This window comes from Amycolatopsis mediterranei (genome assembly GCF_026017845.1).
In the GTDB taxonomy this organism is placed as follows: Bacteria; Actinomycetota; Actinomycetes; order Mycobacteriales; family Pseudonocardiaceae; genus Amycolatopsis; species Amycolatopsis mediterranei.
This window is the reverse complement of sequence record NZ_CP100416.1, coordinates 7610370-7635041: the sequence shown is the minus strand read 5'-3', so window position 1 is coordinate 7635041 and position 24672 is coordinate 7610370. Positions and strand designations below refer to the sequence as shown.

24 protein-coding genes are annotated in these 24672 nt (G+C 68.2%); 10 read left to right on the top strand and 14 right to left on the bottom strand.

Features of this window, described 5'->3' with window-relative positions:
* Positions 1–117: 117 nt before the first annotated feature.
* The gene (locus tag ISP_RS34180) at positions 118–3762 is read left to right on the top strand and encodes an HD domain-containing protein (RefSeq protein WP_230468492.1); all 3645 of its coding nucleotides are present in this window, start codon (positions 118–120) and stop codon (positions 3760–3762) included.
* A 4-nt stretch (positions 3763–3766) separates the two neighbouring features.
* On the opposite strand, the gene ISP_RS34175 is transcribed toward ISP_RS34180, so the two are convergent.
* From ISP_RS34175 to ISP_RS48405, 8 genes are all read right to left on the bottom strand, one after another.
* Complete coding sequence (locus tag ISP_RS34175) at positions 3767–3970, bottom strand: hypothetical protein (RefSeq protein ID WP_013228437.1); 204 nt, start codon at positions 3968–3970, stop codon at positions 3767–3769.
* A gap of 109 nt (positions 3971–4079) precedes the next feature.
* Positions 4080–4817, bottom strand: coding sequence for a sirohydrochlorin chelatase (locus tag ISP_RS34170; RefSeq protein WP_013228436.1), 738 nt, complete (start codon positions 4815–4817; stop codon positions 4080–4082).
* A complete protein-coding gene (locus ISP_RS34165) occupies positions 4814–6076 on the bottom strand; it encodes a sulfate adenylyltransferase subunit 1 (protein WP_013228435.1) in 1263 nt (420 codons plus the stop codon). Before ISP_RS34165 ends, ISP_RS34170 begins: the two co-directional genes overlap by 4 nt.
* Positions 6076–6996: a sulfate adenylyltransferase subunit CysD gene (cysD, locus tag ISP_RS34160; RefSeq protein WP_013228434.1), complete on the bottom strand. Its 921-nt coding sequence runs from the start codon at positions 6994–6996 to the stop codon at positions 6076–6078. The genes ISP_RS34165 and cysD overlap by 1 nt, the downstream gene beginning before the upstream one ends.
* Positions 6997–7007: 11 nt before the next feature.
* Entirely contained in the window at positions 7008–7703 is a 696-nt protein-coding gene (locus ISP_RS34155) for a phosphoadenylyl-sulfate reductase (protein WP_013228433.1), read from the bottom strand.
* Positions 7700–7858 (bottom strand): eL43 family ribosomal protein, encoded by a 159-nt coding sequence (locus ISP_RS34150; protein WP_013228432.1) that lies wholly within the window; start codon positions 7856–7858, stop codon positions 7700–7702. The genes ISP_RS34155 and ISP_RS34150 overlap by 4 nt, the downstream gene beginning before the upstream one ends.
* Before the next feature lie 34 nt (positions 7859–7892).
* Complete coding sequence (locus ISP_RS34145; RefSeq protein ID WP_013228431.1) at positions 7893–9581, bottom strand: nitrite/sulfite reductase; 1689 nt, start codon at positions 9579–9581, stop codon at positions 7893–7895.
* Positions 9582–9687: 106 nt separating this feature from the next.
* On the bottom strand, positions 9688–9774 hold the full coding sequence (locus tag ISP_RS48405; RefSeq protein ID WP_350310667.1) for a putative leader peptide: 87 nt from the start codon (positions 9772–9774) through the stop codon (positions 9688–9690).
* Between the two features lie 171 nt (positions 9775–9945).
* Here ISP_RS48405 and ISP_RS34140 point away from each other — a divergent pair, with 171 nt between their 5' ends.
* From ISP_RS34140 to ISP_RS34130, 3 genes are read left to right on the top strand one after another with little or no spacing between them, the layout of a single operon-like run.
* Positions 9946–10362: a VOC family protein gene (locus ISP_RS34140; RefSeq protein WP_013228430.1), complete on the top strand. Its 417-nt coding sequence runs from the start codon at positions 9946–9948 to the stop codon at positions 10360–10362.
* A 46-nt stretch (positions 10363–10408) separates the two neighbouring features.
* Positions 10409–11641: a radical SAM family heme chaperone HemW gene (gene hemW / locus ISP_RS34135; RefSeq protein WP_013228429.1), complete on the top strand. Its 1233-nt coding sequence runs from the start codon at positions 10409–10411 to the stop codon at positions 11639–11641.
* A gap of 59 nt (positions 11642–11700) precedes the next feature.
* Positions 11701–12621 carry an NADP-dependent oxidoreductase gene (locus ISP_RS34130; protein WP_013228428.1) on the top strand — a complete coding sequence of 307 codons (921 nt, stop codon included), beginning with the start codon at positions 11701–11703 and terminating at the stop codon, positions 12619–12621.
* A gap of 113 nt (positions 12622–12734) precedes the next feature.
* Here ISP_RS34130 and ISP_RS34125 read toward each other — a convergent pair whose 3' ends face one another.
* Positions 12735–13439, bottom strand: coding sequence for a TetR/AcrR family transcriptional regulator (locus tag ISP_RS34125; protein WP_265049874.1), 705 nt, complete (start codon positions 13437–13439; stop codon positions 12735–12737).
* 80 nt (positions 13440–13519) lie between these two features.
* On the opposite strand from ISP_RS34125, the gene ISP_RS34120 reads away from it, so the two are divergent.
* The 4 genes from ISP_RS34120 (at position 13520) to ISP_RS34105 (ending at position 16476) form a co-directional block, all read left to right on the top strand.
* Positions 13520–13930, top strand: a complete 411-nt coding sequence (locus tag ISP_RS34120; protein ID WP_013228426.1) for an SgcJ/EcaC family oxidoreductase — start codon at positions 13520–13522, stop codon at positions 13928–13930.
* Positions 13927–14259, top strand: coding sequence for a hypothetical protein (locus tag ISP_RS34115; RefSeq protein ID WP_230468491.1), 333 nt, complete (start codon positions 13927–13929; stop codon positions 14257–14259). Before ISP_RS34120 ends, ISP_RS34115 begins: the two co-directional genes overlap by 4 nt.
* Before the next feature lie 63 nt (positions 14260–14322).
* Positions 14323–15135 (top strand): siderophore-interacting protein, encoded by an 813-nt coding sequence (locus ISP_RS34110; protein ID WP_034285771.1) that lies wholly within the window; start codon positions 14323–14325, stop codon positions 15133–15135.
* 111 nt (positions 15136–15246) lie between these two features.
* Complete coding sequence (locus tag ISP_RS34105; RefSeq protein WP_013228423.1) at positions 15247–16476, top strand: serine hydrolase domain-containing protein; 1230 nt, start codon at positions 15247–15249, stop codon at positions 16474–16476.
* Here ISP_RS34105 and ISP_RS34100 read toward each other — a convergent pair.
* The 5 genes from ISP_RS34100 to ISP_RS34080 all read right to left on the bottom strand — a co-directional run bounded on the left by ISP_RS34100 (position 16455) and on the right by ISP_RS34080 (position 22733).
* A complete protein-coding gene (locus ISP_RS34100) occupies positions 16455–17915 on the bottom strand; it encodes an alpha/beta fold hydrolase (RefSeq protein WP_013228422.1) in 1461 nt (486 codons plus the stop codon). The two genes, ISP_RS34105 and ISP_RS34100, sit on opposite strands and share 22 nt — an antisense overlap.
* A gap of 71 nt (positions 17916–17986) precedes the next feature.
* The gene (locus ISP_RS34095) at positions 17987–18985 is read right to left on the bottom strand and encodes a TIGR03842 family LLM class F420-dependent oxidoreductase (protein WP_013228421.1); all 999 of its coding nucleotides are present in this window, start codon (positions 18983–18985) and stop codon (positions 17987–17989) included.
* Positions 18986–18992: 7 nt separating this feature from the next.
* Positions 18993–20375 (bottom strand): dihydropyrimidinase, encoded by a 1383-nt coding sequence (hydA, locus tag ISP_RS34090; protein ID WP_013228420.1) that lies wholly within the window; start codon positions 20373–20375, stop codon positions 18993–18995.
* Complete coding sequence (locus tag ISP_RS34085) at positions 20375–21157, bottom strand: nitrilase-related carbon-nitrogen hydrolase (protein WP_014467507.1); 783 nt, start codon at positions 21155–21157, stop codon at positions 20375–20377. Before ISP_RS34085 ends, hydA begins: the two co-directional genes overlap by 1 nt.
* 10 nt (positions 21158–21167) lie before the next feature.
* Positions 21168–22733, bottom strand: coding sequence for an NCS1 family nucleobase:cation symporter-1 (locus ISP_RS34080; RefSeq protein WP_013228418.1), 1566 nt, complete (start codon positions 22731–22733; stop codon positions 21168–21170).
* 220 nt (positions 22734–22953) lie between these two features.
* Here ISP_RS34080 and ISP_RS34075 point away from each other — a divergent pair, with 220 nt between their 5' ends.
* Entirely contained in the window at positions 22954–23646 is a 693-nt protein-coding gene (locus ISP_RS34075) for a response regulator transcription factor (protein ID WP_041449647.1), read from the top strand.
* On the top strand, positions 23643–24635 hold the full coding sequence (locus tag ISP_RS34070; RefSeq protein ID WP_013228416.1) for a HAMP domain-containing sensor histidine kinase: 993 nt from the start codon (positions 23643–23645) through the stop codon (positions 24633–24635). The genes ISP_RS34075 and ISP_RS34070 overlap by 4 nt, the downstream gene beginning before the upstream one ends.
* The last annotated feature ends 37 nt before the right edge of the window (positions 24636–24672 follow it).

Genomic DNA, 24672 nt, shown 5'->3' with positions numbered 1-24672 from the left:
AGGCTGGTCCGGGTGGCGGAAACCCGACGGCCGAAAATATCCGACCGGATGAGCCGATTTATGTGGCCGGCCTCGGGGAGGCAACCGTGTTCGCAAGTGGTGGTATATGGTTCACCGATGGCTGGGCATCCGCATCCGATACCGGGCGACATCAATGGGCAAACCGACTTGGCTGCCGCAATGAAAGACATTTGGATACGTTCAGGGATGAGCTACCAGAATATTGCCACCAAGTCGGCATCGCTTCCGGTTGACGTCGAGATCGGCAAGACGACAGTGATGAACATTGTCACTGCTGGCCGGTCCCTCCCGACTGAGAAAAGCCTGCGGGGGTTTCTGCTTTCCTGTGCAATCGATACAGAAACCGTTGACGAATGGTGTGAGGTGCTACGTGGTCTTCGAGTCGGCCAGGTCGGCGCTCGGCCGGTCAATCGTCAAAACGTCAATACTGCGGTTCTTCTCCCGTTGGGAAATGTGTGGAAATCGTTGTCTTCCCAGCCGCTCTTCGAGCAGTTGGCGCGTACTGGATCTCCGTCGATGGTATTAGCTGTCAAGGAACTTGTCGACCAAGCAGTATCCATACTGGATATCGAATACGAGACTGCGGCATCGTATACTTTGCACGGCAGTGAACATTCAGTTTCGGTGGTACGTCGGCTCGGGCAGTTGCTTGGCTCGGATGTGCGAAAGCTGAATGCTCACGAAAGCGGGATTCTGGTGGTGGGCGCCTTCTTTCACGATCTTGGCCGGGTGCCCGGCTTGCCGGTCGACGTCTCGCCAAGCCAGGTTCGACGGTTCCTTGACAAGGCTGACGGATCGGTGGCCCGGCTCGAGTGGGACGACGGCAGGGTTCCCAAGCCTGTCATGGAAGACTACTGCCGTTGGGACCGAACGCGGCGATTGGCCGCGTATACCAGGCAATTGCCGCCGGAGTTGCTCGAGTGGGACGGGTTGCCGATGCGAGAGGCGCTCGGTGTTCTGTGTGCCGAACAGGCTTGCCCGCGAGATAAATCCTCCTCGCCCGCCGGCATCCCCGGTCTCGACATTGCTTTGTGTTCCGGGTTGCTGAGGCTCGCGACCCGGCTCGAGTTGTGCGATGTCCGGCCCGCGCACGACATCTACCGGCGATTGGGTATCGAGCGGCGTAGCGTGCCTCGGCAGACTTCGGACGATGTCGAATGGCGGCGTTACGTCCTACGGCTGGAGCTGATCCCGAAGAGGCGGAGCACCGACTACCTCGTCGAGGTCGAGGCGATCACGTTGCGGTCCGTTGTCGAGTACGATCTCCGCGCAACGCTCGACGGGATCCAAGAGGAGTTCCGTCGCTGTCAACGGCTCCGCACTAAATGGGGTGAGAAGTGGCAAAGACTGCCGTTGCCAAGCGCTATCGACCTGGCGAAATTGAGCGGATTGGAATATACCTACGAAGAGTTGAGGTTCGAGCTGGTTCGTGACGATGTCCTGCAGCTTCTGGGTGGCACCAAACTGTACGGAAACCCGAATGTTTTCGTACGGGAACTTCTTCAGAACGCCATCGATGCCGTGCGGCTGCGTAATATTTTGGATATCGGTCGCCGCCGCGGGACGGTGGCGATATCCTGCTGGGAAGATCAAGGGTCGATTTGGTTCCGGATCGACGACGACGGTATTGGCATGGACTTGCAAACCATCCGCGAGTACTTCTTGCAGGTCGGGAGGTCCTATTACAACTCCGAAGACTTGAACCGAGAATTGCGCACGCTCGGCCGTTCGCGTTCGCGGTTCAGTGCGATCAGCCGATTCGGTATCGGCATAATGTCGTGCTTCATGCTGGGGGACCGCATCGAAGTAAGTACGCGGAAATATCAGGGTGTCGGAGAGCCCGGCACGGCGTTGCGCCTGTCGGTGGACCGGCGGGAAGACTTCGCCACGCTCCGTCAGGATGATCAGGGGTCGGATCCTATACCGGCGGGTCCGGGTATGGTACCGCTTGATTTTCGCGAGGACTGTGGGACCACTGTTGCTGTCCGAATAAATGCGGCCAGGCACTACGTGCCCCCGCAGGTTCTCTTGCGCTATGCGGAATTCTTTCATTTTACAAACGAGTGTACTCTTTTCTTGAATGGCAAGGAGCATTTCGGGGTCGACCTCACCAAGCCGATCCTCGATGGCGCTGTTTTTACCCACAAAAGATTGGGCAAGAAGGAAAATTCCGAGTTCACGGCGAGGCATCTGGGTCGAATCCGTGTCGATGCGATTCCGTTGGACATTTCAAGTCGGTCGCCAGAGCCGAGGATTCAAGGTCAACTGGTGGCCATTATGGCATCGCTTGAGACGTCGGAACAAGTTGGGCTTCTCGACCTCCTGTCGCCAGTCAAGCGATCGCGCTTGTCTTCGATCGTTCGTGATGCGCTGGCTGCGACTTCGGTTGGGGTCGAAGTGAGTGCAGATCTGTCTCGTGTGCGCCTCAAGTGTAAATGCATAGAAGCGGTGAATCAAGCCCGAGAGGCTTTGGGAATCGAAAAAAGACTGCCGCGTGATGAAGAAGAAAAGCAAGCGGCAATTCTTCGGCAACTCACGGACCGACATGAATCCGACTTCACTGAGATGGATGCTAGGGTGCTCGCGGGTCTTGATATTTCTATCGAGTTCGAAGGAGATTATGACGGGTTCGGGATCTCGGTCAACGTGTCCAGTGTGAGATGGTGGGGACATAACGGGGTAACGCTTCCTGTCAAGCGGCGGAACGAGTTTCTCCACGATGATTTTGATGAAAATGAATATCTTGATGATACGATTGATATCAGTCGGGTAAGTCTCTCCGGCTCGATGACCCCGTCTGGGCGAGTGTTCCTTGTGGGAAATGTCAGCCTGATGGATGACCTGCGCCCGGATCTCTCGCTGGCAAGAGACGAGTTGGAGGATATTCCGTTTGTGATCCCGGCTTCGCTGCTTCTTGCCCTTCGTAGGGCGATCCCGATGGGGCTTCCCGAGTGGTTGGCGGCTGAGTTGGATGAATACTCCAGGCACCAGCACCCGTTGGATGTCGAAGAAAGTGTAGATCTCGGCCCGATTCTGGCGGCGGTAAGCTCAATCGAGAATGGCTGGTGGGTCGAGCCTGTACTGACCATCGGTGATGCCCAGTACACCATCGAGCAAGCGAAAGACTTCGTTGAGCGGAGGCAGGGCCCGGTAATACTCCACTTCTCCGATCGGCCATGGGGATATTTTCCTCGTGCGTTCGACCTCATTGGTGCCGCGCTGGCACAAAAGCGCTTGAATATGCGTTGGCGAGCTCCCGCGGAGGCCGGGAAGGACGGCTCGGTTGTCGCCATTCCTGGGCCTTCGCCAGTAGTTGCCGAAATAATGGAGGATTTTCCTCCATTGTGCTTCATGTATCATGAAGATGAGGAAAATCTGTGTGTGGAGCGAGGGCCTTGGAATGCAGGTCATCCACTCTGTGCCTGGTTCATATCCCGCGGCGCTGAGCTGAAAAAGAGTGTTCCCGGTCACTTCTCCGAGTTGAGGCAGATTTTCCGGCAGCGCTCCGGGGACGCCCTGTTCCACTATGCCAGGGCCAAGGAGAAGCAGGGGGTGATCGACCTGGAGAGTCTGCTGGTCGGCTACTCTGCCGACGACTATATGGCCTATGGAGACGATCTCGACCAGGAGACCGCCACTCGAGTCGCGCTCGCGTTGGTCGGCATCGTGGTCGACCGGGTCGTCGCTGCGGCGCCGGACTTGCGTCCGCCTGCGGAAGTGATGGAACTCCTGGGGGTTTGACCCTTCACCTGTCGCGGTCGGCCGACAAGGCGAACATGAGGATGGCCAGAAAGATCGCCTCGGCGCCGGCGAACGCCGCGGCGCCCGCAGTGATCGCGTCCGCGAGGACGTGGGCGGTGGCGTGCGACAAGATGCCGCCGATCAGTCCGATGATCGTGCTCGCGAGCACCGTGATCGTCAGCCACAAGAGGCGTTCCCTGGTCTTCACTCCGGCTCCTTCGAAACTGGTCGGTCCGTGTAGCTCCAGGAAAGCAGGTCAGATCGTTCACCAGTGCAGGTGAACGATCTGAACGGCGGGTGAACGGTGAACGAAGCCGCTACGCGTACTGGCGGAGCAATCCGGTGACTGCGGAGGCGTACCGGCTGACCACGACGTCGGCGACGCGCGGGTCGTCGGCCAGTGGCTCCGCGATGAACGCCTTCGGATCCGCCTCGCGGGCCAGCGCGGCGATCCGGTCCGGCAGCAGACCCGGGGCCAGGAACCACGACGCGACGACCAGGTGCCGCACGCCCCGCGCCCGCAACGCCGCCGCCGCGGCGGGGATGTCCGGCTGGGTGGCGGAAGCGAACGCCTCACTTACCGGGACGCCCAGCCGCTCTTCCCAGCGCGAAGCCAGCGAAGCGACGACGGCGTTCGCGGAAGCGTTCGACGAGCCGACCGCGCTGACGATCACGCCCGTGCCGCCGCGGCGGGGCGCGGCGGCCAGCCGGTCCAGGGCGACCGCCTCCAGCGCGGGGTCGGCGCCCAGCACGTCCGAAACCTGCACCCGGAAGCCCGGGCAGTCCGCGACGACCTCGTCGATCAGCGCCGGCAGGTCGACCCGGGCGTGGAACGCGCTGCCGAGCAGCAGGGGGACGACCACCGCCGTGCGGTGGCCGTCCGCGTGGAGCTTGCGGAGCACGTCGGTGACCCGGGGCTCCGACAGGTCCAAAAAGGACTCGTGGACTTCGGCGCCCGGTGCCTGGGTGCGCACGACGTCGACGAGCGCCCGCACGGTCGCCGCCGAACGGGGATCGCGACTGCCGTGCGCGACGGCGACCAGGGGTGGCGTCACGAGAAGCGCTCACCCACCAGCCCCGCGGCCAGCGTGTCGCCGTCCTTCGGGTCGATCACCAGGAACGCGCCGGTGCGCGGGCTGACGCCGTAGTCGTCGACGCCCAGCTCCTCGGCCAGCCGGAGCGTGACGAGTCCGATGTCGTTCAGCTCCAGGGAAGCCGGAGCGGCCACGCTGGACAGTGCCTGCTCGTCGAACCGGGCGTGCAGCTCGTCCACCAGCGCCTGCACCGTGCGCGTGCCGTGCTTGACGAGCACGCGCGCGCCCGGCTTCAGCGGCTTGGACGACAGCCAGCACAGCGTGCCGGTGATCTCGTCGGTGACGCGCGGCGGCGCGTCCGCGGCGGCGATCAGGTCGCCGCGGGAGATGTCGATGTCGTCGGTGAGCAGCAGTGTCACCGACGTCCCGGCGCCGGCTTCTTCGAGCGGGCCGTCCGCGGTGTCGATGCGCTCGACGCGGCTGCGGATGCCCTGCGGCAGCACGACGATCTCGTCGCCGGGGCGGACCGTACCCGCCGCGATCTGGCCCGCGTAGCCGCGGTAGTCCGGGTACTCGGGGGTGCGCGGGCGGATCACGTACTGCACCGGGAACCGCAGCGCCGAGTCGTGCGGGTCGGGCGCGACCGGCACGTCCTCCAAGTGCTCCAGCAGGCTGGGTCCGGTGTACCAGGGCGTGCGCTCCGAGCGGCTCGCGACGTTGTCGCCTTCCAGTGCCGACACGGGGATCGCGAGCACGGACCCCCGCGGGTAGCCCAGCGACAGGGCGTGCGCGGCGAACTCCTCGGCGATCACCGTGAACGTCGCTTCGTCGTAGCCGACCAGGTCGATCTTGTTCACCGCCAGCACCAGCTGCGGCACGCCGAGCAGGGCCAGCACAGCCGCGTGCCGCCGGGTCTGCTCGATCACGCCCTTGCGCGCGTCGACGAGGAGCACGGCCAGCTGGGCGGTGGACGCGCCGGTCACCGTGTTGCGCGTGTACTGCACGTGCCCCGGCGTGTCGGCCAGCACGAACGACCGCTTCGGCGTGGCGAAGTAGCGGTAGGCGACGTCGATGGTGATGCCCTGCTCGCGCTCCGAGCGCAGGCCGTCGACCAGCAGCGACAGGTCCGGAGTGGACAGTCCCTTGTCGACGGACGCGCGGGTGACCGCGTCGAGCTGGTCGGCGAGCACCGACTTCGTGTCGTACAGCAGCCGGCCGACCAGCGTCGACTTGCCGTCGTCGACGCTCCCGGCGGTGGCCAGTCGAAGCAGCGAACTCATCAGAAGTACCCCTCACGCTTGCGGTCTTCCATGGCCGCTTCGGACATCCGGTCGTCGGCCCGGGTCGCGCCGCGTTCGGTGAGCCGCGAGGCCGACACCTCGGCGATGACCTCTTCGACGGTGGCCGCGGTGGATTCGATCGCGCCGGTGCACGAGCCGTCGCCGACGGTCCGGTAGCGGACGGTCCGCTCCCGGACCTCTTCGCCCGGCCGCGGACCGCCCCACGGGCCCTCGGCCAGCAGCATCCCGTCGCGCAGGTACACCTCGCGCCGGTGGGCGTAGTAGATCGACGGCAGTTCGACCTTCTCGCGGGCGATGTAGTTCCAGACGTCGGCCTCGGTCCAGTTGGACAGCGGGAAGACGCGGACCTGCTCGCCCGGGCGGTGCCTGCCGTTGTAGAGGTTCCACAGCTCGGGCCGCTGCCGCCGCGGCTCCCACTGGCCGAAGGAGTTGCGGAGGCTGAAAATCCGCTCCTTGGCCCGGGCGCGCTCCTCGTCGCGGCGCCCGCCGCCGAACACGGCGTCGAACTTGTTCTCCGAGATCGTGTCCAGCAACGGCGTGGTCTGCAGCGGGTTGCGCATCCCGTCGGCGCGCTCTTCGAGGCGTCCGTCGTCGATCCAGTCCTGCACCTTCGCGACGACCAGGCGCAGGCCGTGCTGCTCGACGACGCGGTCGCGGAACTCGATGACCTCGTCGAAGTTGTGCCCGGTGTCCACGTGCAGCAGCGGGAACGGCACCGGCGCCGGCCAGAACGCCTTGATCGCCAGGTGGAGCAGCAGCGTCGAGTCCTTGCCGCCGGAAAAGAGGATCACCGGGCGGTCGAACTCGCCCGCCACCTCGCGGAAGATGTGGATGGCCTCGGACTCCAAGGCCGCCAAGTTGTCCTGTGCCGCATCGGTCGCGGGCTCCAAGGTCGTCATGCGTCCCTTCCTCAGCCGTGCAGTCCGCACTCGGTCTTCGACTGGCCCGCCCACCGGCCGCTGCGCGGGTCGGCGCCCGGCGCTACGCGGGCCGTGCAGGGCGCGCAGCCGATCGAGAGGTAGCCGATCGACACCAGCGGGTTCTCGAGGATCCCGTGCTCGGCGATGTAGGCCTTGAACTCGTCGTCGGTCCACGCCGCGATCGGGTTGACCTTCACCAGGCCGTTGCGGTCGTCCCAGGTGACGATCGGGGTGTTCGCGCGGGTCGGCGCGTCGACCCGGCGGACGCCGGTCACCCACGCCGAGTAGTTCGCCAGCGTCTTGCGCAGCGGCACGACCTTGCGCAGGTTGCAGCACAGCGTCGGGTCGCGGTCGTGCAGCTTCGCGCCGTACTCGGCGTCCTGCTCCGCGACGCTCTGCTCGGCCTGGGCGTTGACGATCTTCACGCCGGGGTAGACCGCCTCGACCGCGTCGCGGGTGCCGATCGTTTCCGGGAAGTGGTACCCGGTCTCCAGGAACAGAACGTCCACATCGGACTTCACCTTCGTGGCGAGGTCGATCAGGACGGCGTCCTGCATGTTGGACGCGACGATGAAGTCGTCGCCGAACGTTTCGACGGTCCAGCGGATCGCTTCGTCGGCGGTGGCGTCGGCGAGCTCCCGCGAAGCGCGCTCGGCGAGGGACTTGTAGTCGGCGGTGGCGGTCATCGGGAAACCTCCGGAAGGGACAGGCCGAGGAACTTGACCGAGAAAACCCGGCGACAGCTGGAACACAGCCAGCCGCCGTTCTCTTCCGGCCGGAGATCCTCGTCGCCGCAATAGGGGCAGTAGTACGGGGCCGCGCGCTCGTCGGCTGTGCTCATTGGCGCCTCCGCGGGGAAGAGTGCGTCGGCGCTGTCACTGGAGGGCACTTTCCTCGGCGCGCGCGGCCCACTGCGGGAACCGTTCGCCCGGTTCGCGCCCGGTGACGTAGTTGCGCACGACCCGCTCGACGTAGCCGGTCAGCTCGCCCGAAGTCACCTTGTGCCCGCGCAGCTTCCGGCCGAACCCGGCGTCGAGGCCGAGCCCGCCGCCCAGGTGCACCTGGAAGCCTTCGACCTGGTTGCCGTCGGCGTCGGTGACGATCTGGCCCTTGAGGCCGATGTCCGCGGTCTGGATCCGCGCGCAGGAGTTGGGACAGCCGTTGAGGTGCACGGTCACCGGCGTCTCGAGGCCGTCCTGGATGTCGGCGAGGGACTTCTCGAGGTCCGCGACGAGCTGCTGCGCGCGGGCCTTCGTCTCGACGATGGCGAGCTTGCAGAACTCCAGCCCGGTGCAGGCCATCACCCCGCGCCGCCACGGCGACGGCTTCGTCTCCAGGCCCAGCTCGGCCAGCTCGGCCGACAGCGTCGCGACCTGGGCCTCGGGGACGTCGAGCACGACGACCTTCTGCTGCGGGGTGAGCCGCACGCGGCCGGAGCCGGCCCGCTCGGCGGCCTTGGCGAGTGCGACGAGCGTGCCGCCGCTGGACCGGCCGGCGATCGGCGCGGCGCCGACGTAGAACTTGCCGTCGACCTGCGGGTGCACGCCGACGTGGTCGATCGGGACGGCCGGGTCGGCCGGCGGCGGGCCGTCGATCAGCTCGCGCTTGAGGTACTCGTCCTGCAGCACCTGCCGGAACTTCTCCGCGCCCCAGTCCTTGACCAGGAACTTGATCCGGGCCCGCGAGCGCAGCCGCCGGTAGCCGTAGTCGCGGAAGATCGAGATGACGCCTTCCCAGACGTCCGGGACCTCGGCCAGGGGCACCCAGGCGCCGAGGCGCTGCCCGAGCATCGGGTTGGTGGACAGGCCGCCGCCGACCCAGACGTCGAAGCCGGGCCCGTGTTCGGGGTGGTCCACGCCGACGAAGGCCACGTCGTGGATCTCGTGGGCGACGTCGGGCTGGCCGGAGATCGCGGTCTTGAACTTGCGGGGCAGGTTGGCGAACTCCGGCTTGCCGATGTAGCGGCGCTTGATCTCGTCGATCGCCGGGGTGCCGTCGAGCACCTCGGCCGCGGCGATGCCGGCGACCGGCGAGCCGAGGATGACGCGCGGGCTGTCGCCGCAGGCCTCCATCGTGGTCATGCCGGCGTTCTCGAGCTTGGCCCAGATCGCCGGGACGTCCTCGATCCGGATCCAGTGGTACTGGATGTTCTGCCGGTCGGTGATGTCGGCGGTGTCGCGCGCGTACGCCTGCGAGATCTCGCCGAGCACGGTGAGCTGCTCGGTGGTCAGCGCGCCGCCGTCGATGCGGACCCGCAGCATGAAGTAGCGGTCGTCGAGCTCTTCGGGCTCCAGCGTCGCGGTGCGGCCGCCGTCGATCCCCGGCTTGCGCTGGGTGTAGAGGCCGAACCAGCGGAAGCGGCCGCGCAGGTCACCCGGGTCGATCGCGTCGAACCCGCGGTGGGCGTAGATGTTCTCGATGCGCGCCCGCACGTTGAGCGGGTGGTCGTCCTTCTTGGACCGCTCGTTCGGGTTCAGCGGCTCCCGGTAACCGAGCGCCCACTGCCCTTCGCCGCGCTTCTGCTTGGCGCGCGCGGGGCGGGCTGGGGTTTGGGGCGTGGCCATGGCGGCGTCCTCCGAGAGGCTTTTCGTGGCGGCGGAGGCCCGCCGGCTCGCGGGTTTCCTCCGGCGCCGACTGTCCAGAATTCGTGGCAGGTGGTGGCGGCGGCAGTCAGCGAACGGGTACGCAGAGGGCGCTGGCGACCCGCAGGAGGTCGACGTGGCGGCGGGCCACGAGGAGAACACCGGCATGAGTCACGGCGTCAGCGTGCCACGCGTCCACAATGTGGTCCAGGCCTGCCCGGATGGTGGGAGAAGGGTCACGTACCTGCGGAAATCGTGTCAATGGTCTTCACTGCGCACCCTTGCGCCCTTTAAGTCACTACAGCTAGAGTACTTCGAACACAGTGGTTTGAGGAGAGGACCGGGGATGCAGGTCAAGGGTTTCGGGGCGGGCTACCTGGTCGACGACGTCGCCGCGACCACCCGCTTCTACGCGGACGTCGTCGGCCTGCCGGTCACCGTCGAGCTCGGCTGGTTCGCCAGCGTCAACGCCGGCGCGCCGGGGTACGAGATCAGCTTCGTGCAGCGCGGCCACGAGTCGGTGCCGCCGTCCTACCGCGCGCGGCAGACGGCCGGGCTGATGTTCGGCCTCGTCGTCGAAGACGCGCACACCGAGGCGAAGCGGCTCCAGGAGGCGGGGGTCGAGCTGGTGACCCCGGTGGTCGACGAGGTCTACGGGCAGCGCCACTTCTACCTCGCGGATCCGAACGGCGTGCTGCTCGACGTCATCGAGGTGATCCCGGTCGACCCGGACTGGGCGGCGGCGAACCTGCCCGCGTCGTAACAGGTGTTAACCCGATCGGCCCCTTGAGGCGACCGGGCGTGACGGGGTGGACAATTCGAACGTGCCCGTGCTGCGTCCCGACCCCGCCACACCGATCGATCCGGCGTTGCCGGAAAGCGCGCTGAAGGGGCTCGGCAGCAGAGCCTTCGGGGTGTACGTGCACGTCCCGTTCTGCGCCACGCGCTGCGGGTATTGCGACTTCAACACCTACACCGCGGGTGAGCTCGACAGCGGCTCGTCGCCGGAGTCCTGGCTCGAAGGGCTGCGCCGCGAGCTCGAGCTCGCCGCGCGCACGCTCGTCGTGCCGCCCGCCGCGGATACGGTGTTCGTCGGCGGCGGCACGCCGTCGCTGCTCGGCGCGGACGGGCTGCGCTCGGTGCTCGACGCCGTCCGGGACGTCTTCGGGCTGGCGCCTGGCGCCGAGGTGACGACGGAGTCGAACCCGGAATCGACGTCACCGGAGTTCTTCGCCGGGATCCGCGAAGCCGGGTACACGCGGATTTCGCTGGGCATGCAGTCAGCCGCGCCGCACGTGCTGAAGATCCTCGATCGCGTGCACACCCCGGGACGTCCGGGGAAGGCCGCCGCCGAAGCGCGCGCGGCCGGGTTCGAGCACGTGAACCTCGACGTGATCTACGGCACGCCGGGGGAGCGCGCCGACGACCTGCGCGCGACGCTCGACGCCGTGCTCGCCGCCGGCGTCGACCACGTCTCGGCGTACGCGCTGATCGTCGAGGAGGGCACGGCGCTGGCCCGCCGCGTCCGCCGCGGCGAGCTGCCCGCGCCGGACGACGACGTGCTGGCGGCCGACTACGAGATGATCGACGCCATGCTGTCTTCGGCCGGACTGCGCTGGTACGAGGTGTCGAACTGGGCGGCCTCCGACGCGGCCCGCTGCCGCCACAACCTCGGCTACTGGCGGGGTGACGACTGGTGGGGTGCCGGTCCGGGCGCGCACAGCCACGTCGGCGGGGTGCGCTGGTGGAACGTCAAGCACCCGGCCCGCTACGCCGCGCTGCTCGCCGGCGGCGACTCGCCCGCGGCCGGGCGCGAGGTGCTCACCGACGACGACCAGCACCTCGAGCGGATCATGCTCGAGCTGCGCGTCGCCGAAGGTTTGCCGCTCGACGTGCTCGACGCGCCGGGGCTGGCCGAGGCGCGGGCGGCCGCGGCCGAGGGGCTGCTCGATCCGTCCGCATTGGACTCCCGGGGCCGCGCGGTGCTCACCGACCGCGGCCGGCTGCTGGCCGACGGGGTGGTCCGCCGCCTCGCCGGGTAGGGATTAAAACCGGGGACGGTGTCGTTACTTGTATTCAGCAACGACTTCGAGGAGGCCCCATGGCGCGCGCGATCAGGTTCGACGAGTACGGCGACGTGCAGGTCCTCCGGGTCGAGGACGTGCCGCGTCCGGTCCCCGGACCGGGTCAGGTGCTCGTCGAGGTGCGGGCCGCCGGGATCAACCCGGGTGAGGCGTCCATCCGGAAGGGACTGCTCCACGAGCGCTACCCGGCGACGTTCCCTTCGGGGCAGGGCAGCGATTTCGCCGGCGTGGTCACTTCGCTGGGCGAAGGCGTCGAGGAGATTGCCGTCGGTGACGAGGTGATCGGGTTCGTCGACACGCGGTCGAGCCACGCCGACTTCGTCGTCGCCGAGGCCGCGAACCTCACGCCGCGGCCCGACGGGGTGCCGTGGGAGGTCGCCGGCTCGCTGTTCGTCGCGGGCACCACCGCGTACGCCGCGGTGGGCGCGGTCTGCCCGCGTGAAGGGGAGACGGTCGTCGTCTCGGGGGCGGCGGGCGGCGTCGGCTCGCTCGCGGTGCAGCTGGCGAAGCTGGCCGGCGCCACGGTGATCGGCCTCGCCGGCGAGGCGAACCACGACTGGCTGCGTGAACTCGGCGTCATCCCGGTTGCCTACGGCGAGGGCGTCCTCGAGCGGATCCGAGAAGCCGCGCCTTCCGGTGTGCACGCGTTCGTGGACACCTTCGGTTCCGGGTACGTGGAACTGGCGCTGCACCTGGGGATCCACCCGGGGCGCATCAACACGATCATCGACCGCGCCGCGGCGGAGAAGTACAACGTGAAGACCGACGGCAACGCGGCCGCGGCGTCGGCTGACGTGCTGCGCGAGCTGGGTCTCCTGCTGGACAAGGGGTTGCTGACGCTGCCGATCGCCCGCGTGTACCCGCTGGACGAGGTCCGGGACGCCTACCGCGACCTGGAGCAGCGGCACACGCGCGGGAAGATCGTGCTGCGGCCCTAGTTCTTCGCCGCAGTGAATGACTCATTCCTGGCGTCCGACGCCATGAATGAGTCATTCACTGCATCGGACCAGCCGCCGCCAGGAGACTGTCAACGAACCTCAGACGCGCGACACTAGTTCTTCGCCGCGATGACCTTGAGGCCGGCGAGGTGGGTGTCGAGCGCGAACTCGAGGCGTTCCGCCGCCGTCTCCGCGGAGAAGTACTCGCCGATGTGCAGCATGTTGGGGAATGATTCGGCGGGCAGTGACCGCATGTACGCCACCATCTGCCTGCCGCGTTCGCCGGCTTCCGCCTGGTCGATTTCGCCCCAGGTCCAGCCGCTCGCTTCGTAGGCGTACGCCTTCGCGTAGAGGGAGAGGGCGTCGCCCGCGAAGGTCGCCTGCTTGAGGGTCAACCCGCCCGCGCGAAGCAGGGCGAGCATCGCCTCGCCCTGCTTCAGCGAGTTGGGCGTGACCGGCACGGCGATGTCCCACGCGATGCGCGCGATGCCGCGATGCGCGGCCATCACCCGGATCTGGTCGCGGACGAGGTCCTTGACCTGCTCGTCCCAGCGCGCCGGGTCCGGCTCGGGGACGTACACGTCGGCCAGCACGGCGTCGAGCATCAGCTCCGCCAGTTCGTCCTTGTTCGAGACGTGCGCGTAGAGCGACGCCGGTCCGGTCTCCAGCTCCTGGGCGATCCTGCGCATGGTGACCGCGTCGAAGCCTTCGTCGTCCAAGACGATCAAGGCCGCCCGGACGATCGAGGCCTGGGAGAGAACGGGTTTCGCGGCACGGCGGCGGGGAGCGCTGCGCCACGGCGGCGGGGGAAGTGTCACCCGAACACTGTACTTGACGCGAACGCTGTTCGAGAGTAGAACAGTGTACGTAAGACGAACGACGTTCGAGGGGGAATCTGATGACCACTGCTGTCACCGAGGTCCGTGATGTGCTCGGCCGGCTGACCGACGCGTGGAACTCCGGCGATGCCGCCGCGTACGGGCGGCTCTTCACCGAAGACGCGGACTACGTCACGTTCTTCGGGGCGAACTTCCCGGGCCGGGAGGCGATCGAAAGCTCGCACCGGGCCCTGTTCGAAGGGCCGCTCAAGGGCTCGAAGCTCACCGGGTCGCTCGGTGGGGCGGCGAAGGTGCGGTTCGTCCGGCCGGACGTCGCCGTGGCCGTCGTCGGCGGTGGCTCGTCGCTGACCGGGGCGGAGGTCGCCGACGAAGGGCGCGAGTCGACCGTTTCCTTCGTGCTCGTCCGGGAAGGAGGCGAATGGCTGATCACCGCGTTCCAGAACACGCGGGTTTCGGATCCGCGCGGGTGAAAACGCTTGCGGAGGCGTCCGGGGTGGTCGCGCGCCCGCCCGCGGAGGTGTTCGAACGGCTGTGGCAGAAGCTGCGTAGCGGCTACCAGATGAAGATGGAGGTCGATCGGGAACGAGGATTCGTCGCGGTGCAGGGCGGCTGGTGGTATCGCGGGGAGTACCGCGTCACGGCCGATCCGGCAGGCGCGCGCGTCGAGCACCGGGTGGTCAACGCGGCTTCGCGGGCGCGGTGGGGGGTGCCGTTGGCGAACCGGTTCTTCATCGGGTTCCGCGGGGCGGTGGCCGCGGGGTTCGCAGGGTTGCTCGACGAGCTGGGTACACCTGAGTAGCCGCGTGCCCATTCCGGCGCGTAGGCTGAGTTAGGTAAGCCTTAGCGATGGTTGGAGTGGCCGATGGCTGAAGCACCCCGGCGATCCGGGCGTCCCGCGGTGCGACTGCGGGTGCTGCGGACCGAGCGGCTCACCCCGCACATGATCCGGATCGTCGCGGGCGGTGAGGGGATCGCGGACTTCACGCCCAACGAGTTCACCGACGCGTACGTGAAGGTGCTGTTCAAGGTGCCCGGCGTCGAGTACCCGGAGCCGTTCGACGTCCAGGAGTGCCGAGCGACCATGCCACGCGAGCACTGGCCTCGGCAGCGCTCCTACACCGTCCGCGGGTTCGACCCGCAGGCCGGCGAACTGGTCCTCGACTTCGTCCACCACGGCGACGAGGGCATCGCGGGCCCGTGGGCGGCCTCGGCCCAACCGGGCGACGAGCTGCTGCTGCAGGGCCCGGGCGGCGCGTACGCGCCGGGCTCCGAGGCGGACTGGCACCTGCTGGCCGGCGACGAAAGCGCGTTGCCGGCCATCGCGTCGTCGCTCGAAGCGCTGCCCGCCGGCGTCCCGGCGCACGCGGTGATCCTCGTCGAGAACGCGGACGAAGAGCAGCCGCTGGTCACGAAGGCGGAGGCGCAGATCACCTGGCTGCACCGGGCCTCGGGCGGCGACGTCGCCGCAGCGGTGCGCGAACTGCCGTGGCGCGAGGGCGTCGTGCAGGCGTTCGTCCACGGCGAGGCGGGGTTCGTACGCGAGTTGCGGCGCTACCTGCTCGATGAGCGCGGCGTGCGGCGCGAGCTGCTGTCGATTTCGGGCTACTGGCGCTACGGGAAGAACGACGAAGCCTGGCGTGAGGAGAAGGCGGCCGAGCGGGCGCGGGAGCAGTAGCAAGCCGGCCAAAAGCAGACCGACCGCCCCGCGACACGTAACCGTTGTCACGAAGTCATTCGGCCGTGACTGTGGCCGGCTTGGTACTCGTCGGCACAGTAGCCTCGCCGCATGGCGGATTTCGAGGTGGACGTCGATCCGGCCGAGGCCGGCTTCGACGCGGCACGGCTTTCCCGGATCGACGCGCATTTCGACCGGTACGTCGAGGATGGCCGGTTGCCGGGCTGGCTCGCGGTGGTGAGCAGGCACGGCCGCATCGTGCACATCGGCCGCGGCGGGCAGCGGGATGTCGAAGCGTCGCTGCCGGTGGAGACGGACACGCTGTGGCGGATCTTCTCGATGACCAAGCCGATCACCTCGGTCGCGGCGATGATGCTCGCCGAAGAGGGCCTGCTGGAGCTGGACTCCCCGATCTCGCAGTGGTTGCCGGAGTTCGCGTCGCCGCGGGTGTACGTCAAGGGCTCGGCGCTGGCGCCGTCGACCGAGTCCGCGACCTCGCCGATCCGCGTCTGGCATCTGCTCACGCACACGGCGGGCCTGACGTACGGCTTCCACCACGGTCACCCGGTGGACGCGATCTACCGCGCGGCGGGCTTCGAGTGGGGCACGCCGCCGGGCCTTGACCTGGCGGCGTGTTCGTCGAAGTGGGCTGCGCTGCCCCTGCTCTTCCAGCCGGGCACGGAGTGGAACTACTCGGTCGCGACGGACGTGCTCGGCCGGCTCGTCGAGGTGGTGTCCGGTCTTCCGCTGGACGAGTTCTTCGCGTCCCGGATCTTCTCACCGCTGGGCATGACGGATACCGGTTTCGTGGCATCGTCGCCGTCCCGGTTGGCCGCGATGTACGTGCGCGACCCATCGTCCGGACGAGCCACCCGCAACGACGCCTTCGGCCGCCTGGGCACAGCCCGCCCGGACTGCCTTTCCGGCGGCGGAGGCCTGGTCTCCTCGGCGGCGGACTACTGGCGTTTCACGCAGATGCTCCTGCGCGGCGGCGAACTGGACGGTGTCAGGGTGCTGTCCCCGCGAACGGTGGCGCTGATGGCGAGCAACCACCTGCCGGGCCGGGTGGACTTGGAGGCCTTCGGCCGCCCCCTGTTCGCGGAAATGCCTTTCGACGGCCACGGTTTCGGTCTCGGCTTCTCGGTATTGGAGGACCCGGTGAAGGCCCGGACGTTGTCATCACCGGGCGAGTTCGCTTGGGGCGGCGCAGCTTCGACGGCGTTCTGGGTCGATCCGGACGAGGACCTGACGGTGGGGTTCTACACACAGTTGTTGCCGTCGAGCAGCTACCGCTTGCGGCCGCAGCTGAGGCAGCTGGTCTACCAGGCCATGGTGGACTGAGCCGCGTCGAACGGACCACGGTCCGGCGCGCAGATCGTGCCCCGGGCCGGCACCGCGCCGGTGGTGAAGTAGCCGTCCAGCCACGTGTCGATGCACGTGCTCTTGCCGCGGGAACCGTGGCCGTACGTGTCCAGTGTCAGCAAGCGCGCGTTGGCCAGCAGGTGCTCTGTTCGCTGCGCGCCGGCGTACGGCGTCTCGAGGTCGCCCTGGCGGTTGGCCAGCAACAGGATCGGGGCCGTCGGGTGGTTCCACGGGCCCGTGTAGCGGCCCGTGTCCGTGATTTCCCACGTTGCGCACGGCAGTGTCTTGTAGACGTCGTACGGTCCGAAGCCGCGGGCGATGTGGTCTGCTCGGTCTGCGTAGTCCCACCAAGCCGTGGGGTCGCGGGGGTTTTCCGCGTCCGAACACAGCGTTGCGCCGCCGCCGAGCAATGCGTCGATGTCCGGTGGGCCGTCCGGCGATGTCGGGGCGGGGGAAGCCGGGTCGGCCAGGGCCTTGAGGAATGCTGCCAGCTGGGGTGCGGACTGCGCGTCGGTCAGGTAACCGTGGATGCGGGCGATGGCGCTCTGGTACGTGACCGCGACCTGACGTCCGTTCGTCTCCGTCACCGTGATCGGGCCCGCCGTCAAGCGGTCGAGGATCGCGGAATAGCCGAAGGGGCAGCGGGCTGCGCAAGCATCCAAAAAGGACGACAGGGCCTTGGGGGCGTCCGCGAAGCCGTACAGGCGGTAGCTCATCGGGCCAGGACCGGTCGCCCAGCGGGCCGGGTCGTCGACTGCGTCCAGTGCGAGTGTGCCGACGCGGCCGGGGAACAAGTTCGCGTACGTCTCGCCGAGGTAGGTGCCGTACGACTTCCCGTAGTACCGCAGCTTCGGCTCGCCGAACGCCGCTCGCAGCCGGTCCAGGTCGCGGGCGATCGTTCCGGTCGACAGGTGGTTCGCCAACGGGCCCGCGTTCTGCTCGCAGAGGTCGGTGACCGTTTGCGTGTCCGCGATCTGCTGCCGCTCGGCCGCGCGCGTCAACGGGAACGTGCCGAGTGCTCGCTGCAGGACCGCGAGCTGGGCCGGATCGGTGAAACAGTGGATCTTCGAGCTTGCGCCGACGCCGCGTGGGTCGAACCCGACGATGTCGAAGCGGGCGTGCAACGCGGGAGTCAATACGGGTGCGAACCGGCCGGACGAACCTGGGCCGCCCGGGTTGAAGAAGATCGTGCCCAGCTTGTGGGCCTGGTCGGTGGCGGGCAGCCGCGCGATCGCCAGCTGCGCGGCACCCAAGGACGGGTCCTGATAGGACATCGGGACGTCGAGGTGGCCGCATTCGTACCCGTCGGCGCAGGTGGCTTCCCAGACGATTCCGGGCGGGCTCGCCGCGGCCGCGGGCGCGAGGGCGCCCGCCGCCAGCGTGGCCGTTCCCAGGGCCAGCGCAACACGAAGGTTCATCTCCCGATCGTCCCGGCACCGGGACCGGGGGCGCGCTGGTGCGCACCCCCGGAACCGGGGTAGGGCGGGCCCTACGCGGTGAGCTTCGGGATGATCTGCGACCCGTAGGACGCCAGCGTCGCCTCGCGGTCGTCGTGCATCAGGTACAGCGAGAACTGGTCGACGCCCAGGTCCGCGAGTTCCTGCAGCCGCTCGACGTGGGCCGACGCCGGCCCCAGCAGGCAGAACCGGTCGACGATCTCGTCCGGGACGAACTCCGTCGACGGGTTGCCCGCCTTGCCGTGGTGGCTGTAGTCGTAGCCTTCGCGCTCGCGGATGTAGTCCGTCAGCTCCCGCGGTACCGCCCCCGACGAGCCGTACCGCGCCACCAGGTCCGCGACGTGGTTGCCGACCATCCCGCCGAACCAGCGCAGCTGTTCGCGCTGGTGCGCCACGTCTTCGCCGACGTACGCCGGGGCCGCGACGCAGATCGTGATGCCGGCCGGGTCTCGCCCGGCCGCCCGGGCCGCGTCGCGGACCGCGCCGATCGTCCAGCGGGCGATCGCCGGGTCCGCGCACTGGAGGATGAAGCCGTCGGCGTGCTCGCCGACCGTCTGCAGCGCCTTCGGCCCGTAGCCGGCCATCCACATCTCGAGCTGCCCGTTCGAGATCCACGGGATCTGCACGGTCTTCTCGTTCATGGTCACCGAGCGGCCCTCGGCCAGGTCCTTGACCACGCGCATGCAGTCGCGGACGGTGGCCAAGGTGGACGGCGGCTTGCCGACCACCCGGTGCGCGGAGTCGCCGCGGCCGATGCCGCAGACCGTCCGGTTGCCGTACATGTCGTTGAGCGTGGCGAACGTCGACGCCAGCACCGACCAGTCCCGCGTGCCCGGGCTGGTCACCATGGGCCCCACGACGAGGGACGACGTCGCCGCCAGGATCGCCGAGTAGATGACGAACGGTTCCTGCCACAGCACGCAGGAGTCGAACGTCCAGCCGTACCGGAACCCGGCGGCTTCGGCGTCCTTCATGAGCCGCACGACGTCCCGCGCGGGCGGGTCGGTCTGCAGCACGATCCCGAAATCCATCGCGGCCTCAGTTCAGGTACTGGTTCAGCGAACGGGACAGGAACTTGCCGTGTGACGTCGAGCCCGAGAAACCGGCAGGCGACACGACAACGCGCCCCCGCGACAGCACCGTGTGCACGCGGCCGGTGATCTCGAACCCTTCGTACGCCGAGTAGTCCACGTTCATGTGGTGCGTCGAAGCCGACAGCGTCTGCTTGGCCGAAGGGTCGTAGATCACGATGTCCGCGTCGGAACCCGCCGCGATGACGCCCTTGCGCGGGTACAGCCCGAACATCCGCGCCGGGGTGGCCGAGCACGTCTCGACCCACCGGCCGAGCGTCAGCTGTCCGGCCACGACGCCCTGGTGCAGCAGGTCCATCCGGTGCTCGACGCCCGGCATCCCGTTCGGGATGGCCCGGAAGTCGCCGCGGCCCAGCTCCTTCTGGTCCTTGAAGCAGAACGGGCAGTGGTCGGTGGACACCACGGACAGGTCGTTCGTCCGCAGCCCACGCCACAGGTCCGCCTGGTGCGACTTCTCCCGCAGTGGCGGCGAAGCCACGTACTTCGCGCCCTCGAAGTCCGGCTTCGCCAGGTCCTCAATGGACAGGTACAGGTATTGCGGGCACGTCTCGGCGAAGACGTTCTGCCCCTCGTTACGCGCCTCCGCGACCGCCGCAAGCGCTTGCGACGCCGACAGGTGCACGATGTAGAGCGGCGAACCGGTCACCTTGGCGAGCTGGATCGCTCGTGATGTCGCCTCTCCTTCCAGTTCCGGTGGCCGCGTCAGGCCGTGTTGGACGGGGTCGGTATTGCCTGCGGCTACAGCCTGCGCCGCCAGCTGGTCGATCGCGATGCCGTTCTCCGCGTGCATCATGATCGTAGCGCCGATTTCCCGCGCTTTCTGCATCGCCAGCAGGATTTCCCCGTCCGTGGAGTAGAACACCCCCGGGTACGCCATGAACATCTTGAAGCTGCCGACGCCGCCGTCGATACAGGCTTCCATCTCCTTCAGCGACTGGTCGTTGACGTCGGAGACGATCATGTGGAAGCCGTAGTCGATGGCGCAGTTGCCGTCCGCCTTCGCGTGCCACTTGTCCAAAGTGGACAACAATGACGTGCCCTTGGCCTGTACGGCGAAGTCGATGATCGTGGTCGTGCCGCCCCACGCCGCGGCGGTGGTGCCGGTCGAGAACGTGTCGACCGAATGGGTGCCGCCGAAGGGCATCTCCATGTGGGTGTGCGCGTCGATGCCGCCGGGCAGCACGTACTTCCCGGTGGCGTCGATCGTCTCGTCGCCGGAGAGCGTCCCGGGCGCCCCGACGGCGGCGATGGTCTCGCCGTCGACGAGGACGTCCGCCAGGAGCGCGCCCGACGGCGAAACGACCTGGCCGCCCTGGATGAGCGTGGTCATCAGGCCTCCGCGAGGGGGCCGTAGGTGTCCGGGCGGCGGTCGCGGTAGAACGCCCACTGGTTCCGGACCTCGTCGAGCAGCCCCAGGTCGAGGTCGCGCACCACGACCTCGTCGTCGGTGTCGGACGCCGCGTCGCCGACCAGCTGGCCGCGCGGGTCGACGAAGTACGTCTGGCCGTAGAAGTCGTTGTCGCCCAGCGGTTCCACGCCCACCCGGTTGATCGCGCCGACGAAGTACTCGTTCGCCACCGCGGCCGCCGGCTGCTCCAGCCGCCAGAGGTACTGCGACAGGCTGCGGCTGGTCGCCGACGGGTTGAACACGATCTTCGCGCCGGCCAGGCCGAGCGCGCGCCAGCCCTCCGGGAAGTGCCGCTCGTAGCAGATGTAGACGCCGATGCGGCCCACGGCCGTGTCGAACACCGGGTAGCCGAGGTTGCCGGGGCGGAAGTAGAACTTCTCCCAGAACCCCTGCACCTGCGGGATGTGGTTCTTGCGGTACTTGCCGAGGTAGGTGCCGTCGGCGTCGATCACCGCGGCGGTGTTGTAGTAGACGCCGGGCTGCTCGACCTCGTACATCGGCACGATCAGCACGATCCCGTGCCGCTCGGCCACCTCCTGCATGAGCTTGGTCGTCGGGCCGTCGGGGATGGCCTCGGTGTAGGAGTAGTAGTCGGCGTCCTGCACCTGGCAGAAGTACGGCCCGTAGAACAGTTCCTGGAGGCAGACGACCTGGGCGCCCTGCGAGGCGGCGGTGGCGATGTGGTCGACCGCCGCCTTGATCATGGACTCCTTGTCACCCGTCCACCGCTGCTGGATCAATCCGGCTCGAACCACGCTCACTGGTCTCCTCCTTCGTTGCGGGCAGGGCGAGGGCGGTGAAGACGGCGAACGCGCCGACCAGACCGATCACCCAGTTGTAGTCGTAAAGCGGCTTGAGGAACGGGATGAGCCCGTCGGCGGGGAACGGCCCGGAGTTGTCGGCGCTGTAGGCGCCGCCGACCGCCAACAGTGCTCCCACCAGCGTGGCGACCAGCGCGCGCCAGTTCCAGCCGCCGCTGAACCAATACACCCCATCGGGTGTGTAGAGGTCCTTCAGCCGCAGCTTCGTGCGGTTGACGACCCAGTAGCCGGCGACGAGCACCCCGGCGACCGCACCGAGCAGGCCGCCGTAGAAGCCGAGCCACGCGAAGATGTAGATGTTCGGGTCGGAGTACAGCCGCCACGGCTGGATGAGGATGCCGATGACGCCGGTGATGCCGCCGCCGACGGCGAACGTGATCTTCTTCGGGAACGCGTTCGAGAAGTCGTAGGACGGGCTGACGACGTTGGCCGCGAGGTTGGCCGAAATCGTGGCGAGCACCAGCGCGACCAGTGCGACGACGACCACGGCCGGGCTGGTGAACTTGTCCGCCAGCTTCGCCGGGTCCCAGATGTCCTCGCCGTAGAGCACGTGGCCGCCCGACGTCGTCAGGATGGCCACGATCGCGATGAACGTCATCGTCGTCGGCAGGCCGAGGATCTGGCCGCGGACCTGCTTGCGCTGGCTGCCGCCGAAGCGGGTGAAGTCCGGCATGTTCAGCGACAGCGTCGACCAGAACGCGATCATCGCCATCAGCGACGGCGCGAACACCTTCCAGAAGTCCGGGCCCCAGCCCAGTTCGCCGGGCGACGACAGGATCGGGCCGAGCCCGCCCGCCTTGACCAGCACGTACCCGAGCATGATCAGGAAGCCGACGGACACCAGCGGCGCGGTCCAGTTCTCGAACCGGCGGACCGCGTCCATGCCGCGCCAGATGATGAGCATCTGGCCGATCCAGAAGACCACGAAAGACAGCCACAGCGTCCAGTGCTGGCCGCCGACCATCGCCGAGTCGCGCCACCACGAGCCGAGCAGGCGGCCGAGGATGACGTAGATGGCCTCGCCGCCGACCCAGGTCTGGATGCCGAACCAGCCGCACGCGATGAACGCGCGCAGCAGCGCGGCCAGGTTGGCGCCGCGCAGGCCGTAGAACGCGCGGGCGAACACCGGGAACGGGATGCCGTACTTGGTGCCGGCGTGGCTGTTGAGCAGCATCGGCGCGAGCACGACGAGGTTGCCGATGGTGATCGTGAGCAGCGCCTGCACCCAGTTCATGCCGAGCGCGATGAGCGACGCGGCCAGGGCGTAACTGGGGATGTTGTGCGCCATCCCCATCCAGAGCGCGAAGTAGTTGTAGGTGGTCCAGGTCCGTCGTTCGACGGGGACGGGGGCCAGCTCTTCGTTGAAGAACCGGCTGCCTTCGAGAGACCCGACGTCGGCGGGGTCGAGCTCGACCCGGCCGTCGTCGTGCACGCGCTGGTCTGCGGGTGTCGGCGCCATTGCGGAATCCTGCGCGCCTGGTCATCGCCGGGGCAACGGCAGTCTGTTCACTCTTCGCTGATCAGGAGTGCAGTCTGTCGATTGCGCGGAGGGGTCCGGGGGTGCATGACCTGTGTCACACATCCGGCCGTCATCAACCGGCAAAGAGGGTGAAACGTCTCCACAGGATCTTCACACTTCACGCGGACCGTCTCCACCGGAGGTGCTTAGGGTCGTGGTCATGGAACTGGCTGGGCGGCGGGTGCTCGTCGTCGAGGACGACGTCACGATCGCCGGGTCGATCGCGGCCCGGCTGCGGGCCGAAGGGTTCGGGGTGGAGGTCGTCCACGACGGACCGGCCGCCGTCGAGGCGGACACCGCTTCGGAGCCGGACCTGGTGGTGCTCGACGTGATGCTGCCGGGGTTCGACGGCCTCGAGGTCTGCCGCCGGATCCAGGGCCGCCGCCCGGTGCCGGTGCTGATGCTGACCGCGCGGGCCGACGAGACGGACATGCTGGTCGGGCTGGGCGTCGGTGCCGACGACTACCTCACGAAGCCGTTTTCGATGCGGGTGCTGACCGCGCGGGTGCACGCGCTGCTGCGGCGGGTCGAGCGATCGGCTTCGGTGGCCGGCACCCGGATCGTGCTCGGCGACCTCGAGATCGACGTCGACCAGCGGCGCGTCGCCCGGGCCGGGGTCGCGGCGCAGCTGACGCCGATCGAGTTCGACCTGCTGGTGCACTTCGCGCGGCGGCCGCGGGTGGTGCAGCCGCGCGAACGGCTGCTCTCGGAGGTGTGGGACTGGGACGTCCACGGCACGTCCGCGGGCACCCGGGCGGTGGACAGCCACATCAAGGCGCTGCGGCGGAAGCTCGGCGCGGACCTGATCCGGACCGTGCACGGCGTCGGTTATGCACTGGAGGCGGGATCGTGAACTTCGTGCCGAGGCCCCTGGACCGGATCCGGTCGATCAAGCTGAAGCTGGCGATCCTGATGGTCGCCTCCGGCGGCATCGCGTTCGCGTTCTTCAACTGGCAGATCGGCTGGCTGCCGCCGAGGACGACGATCACCGCGATGGTGCTCGCGCTGGTGTTGTCGCAGGTGCTGGCGCACGGCATGACGCGCCCGCTGCGCGAGATGACCGCGGCGGCGCGCGCGATGGCGAAGGGCGACTACACGCGGCGGATCCGGGCCACCACGCGTGACGAGGTCGGGGTGCTGGCGCAGGCGTTCAACCAGATGGCCGGGGACCTCGGCGACGCGGACCGCCAGCGCCGGGAGCTGATCGCGAACGTGTCCCACGAGCTGCGGACCCCGATCACGGCGTTGAACGGCGTGCTGGAGAACCTCGTCGACGGCGTCGAGGACCCCGATCCGGGGACGCTCAAGACGGCGCTGCAGCAGACCGAGCGCCTGGCGGCGCTGGTGGACGAGCTGCTGGACCTGTCGCGGCTGGACGCGGGAGCGCTTTCACTCCACAAGACGTCGTTTTCGCTGTGGTCGCTGCTGTCCGAAGTGATCGGCGAGGCGAGGTTCGCGGGCCGCGGGGTGACGTTCGAGGTGTCGGTGTCCCCGGAGGGCGCGCTGGTGACGGCGGACCGCGGACGGCTGTTCCAGGTGGTGGCCAACCTGCTGGAGAACGCGGCCCGCCACGGCCCGGCCGGTGGCCAGGTCCGGGTGGTGGCGCAGGTGCGGCCGGACGACGTGCGCATCGACGTGTGCGACGAGGGGCCGGGGATCGCGCCGGCGGACCGGGAGCGGGTGTTCGAGCGGTTCACCCGCGGCGAGCGGCCCTCGGGCGGGGGCACGGGGCTGGGGCTGGCGATCGCCCGGTGGGCGGTGGAGCTGCACGGGGGAACGATCGGGGTGGTCGATCCGGCGCCGGAGACGGGGAGCCGGATCCGGGTGACGCTGCCGGTCTGAGTCCTGCTCGGCGCGGTGCCCGGAGGGGGCGCGGACG

Bases quoted from the DNA above. Each gene is read 5' to 3' on its own strand.
- ISP_RS34165 (WP_013228435.1), bottom strand. From the start codon at position 6,076: ATGAGTTCGCTGCTTCGACTGGCCACCGCCGGGAGCGTCGACGACGGC.
- ISP_RS34140 (WP_013228430.1), top strand. From the start codon at position 9,946: ATGCAGGTCAAGGGTTTCGGGGCGGGCTACCTGGTCGACGACGTCGCC.
- ISP_RS34120 (WP_013228426.1), top strand. From the start codon at position 13,520: ATGACCACTGCTGTCACCGAGGTCCGTGATGTGCTCGGCCGGCTGACC.
- ISP_RS34150 (WP_013228432.1), bottom strand. From the start codon at position 7,858: ATGAGCACAGCCGACGAGCGCGCGGCCCCGTACTACTGCCCCTATTGC.
- ISP_RS34095 (WP_013228421.1), bottom strand. From the start codon at position 18,985: ATGGATTTCGGGATCGTGCTGCAGACCGACCCGCCCGCGCGGGACGTC.
- ISP_RS34075 (WP_041449647.1), top strand. From the start codon at position 22,954: ATGGAACTGGCTGGGCGGCGGGTGCTCGTCGTCGAGGACGACGTCACG.
- ISP_RS34080 (WP_013228418.1), bottom strand. From the start codon at position 22,733: ATGGCGCCGACACCCGCAGACCAGCGCGTGCACGACGACGGCCGGGTC.
- ISP_RS34100 (WP_013228422.1), bottom strand. From the start codon at position 17,915: ATGAACCTTCGTGTTGCGCTGGCCCTGGGAACGGCCACGCTGGCGGCG.
- cysD (WP_013228434.1), bottom strand. From the start codon at position 6,996: ATGACGACCTTGGAGCCCGCGACCGATGCGGCACAGGACAACTTGGCG.
- ISP_RS34180 (WP_230468492.1), top strand. From the start codon at position 118: ATGGCTGGGCATCCGCATCCGATACCGGGCGACATCAATGGGCAAACC.
- ISP_RS34145 (WP_013228431.1), bottom strand. From the start codon at position 9,581: ATGGCCACGCCCCAAACCCCAGCCCGCCCCGCGCGCGCCAAGCAGAAG.
- ISP_RS34085 (WP_014467507.1), bottom strand. From the start codon at position 21,157: ATGATCAAGGCGGCGGTCGACCACATCGCCACCGCCGCCTCGCAGGGC.
- ISP_RS34130 (WP_013228428.1), top strand. From the start codon at position 11,701: ATGGCGCGCGCGATCAGGTTCGACGAGTACGGCGACGTGCAGGTCCTC.
- ISP_RS34155 (WP_013228433.1), bottom strand. From the start codon at position 7,703: ATGACCGCCACCGCCGACTACAAGTCCCTCGCCGAGCGCGCTTCGCGG.
- hydA (WP_013228420.1), bottom strand. From the start codon at position 20,375: ATGACCACGCTCATCCAGGGCGGCCAGGTCGTTTCGCCGTCGGGCGCG.
- ISP_RS34110 (WP_034285771.1), top strand. From the start codon at position 14,323: ATGGCTGAAGCACCCCGGCGATCCGGGCGTCCCGCGGTGCGACTGCGG.
- ISP_RS34105 (WP_013228423.1), top strand. From the start codon at position 15,247: ATGGCGGATTTCGAGGTGGACGTCGATCCGGCCGAGGCCGGCTTCGAC.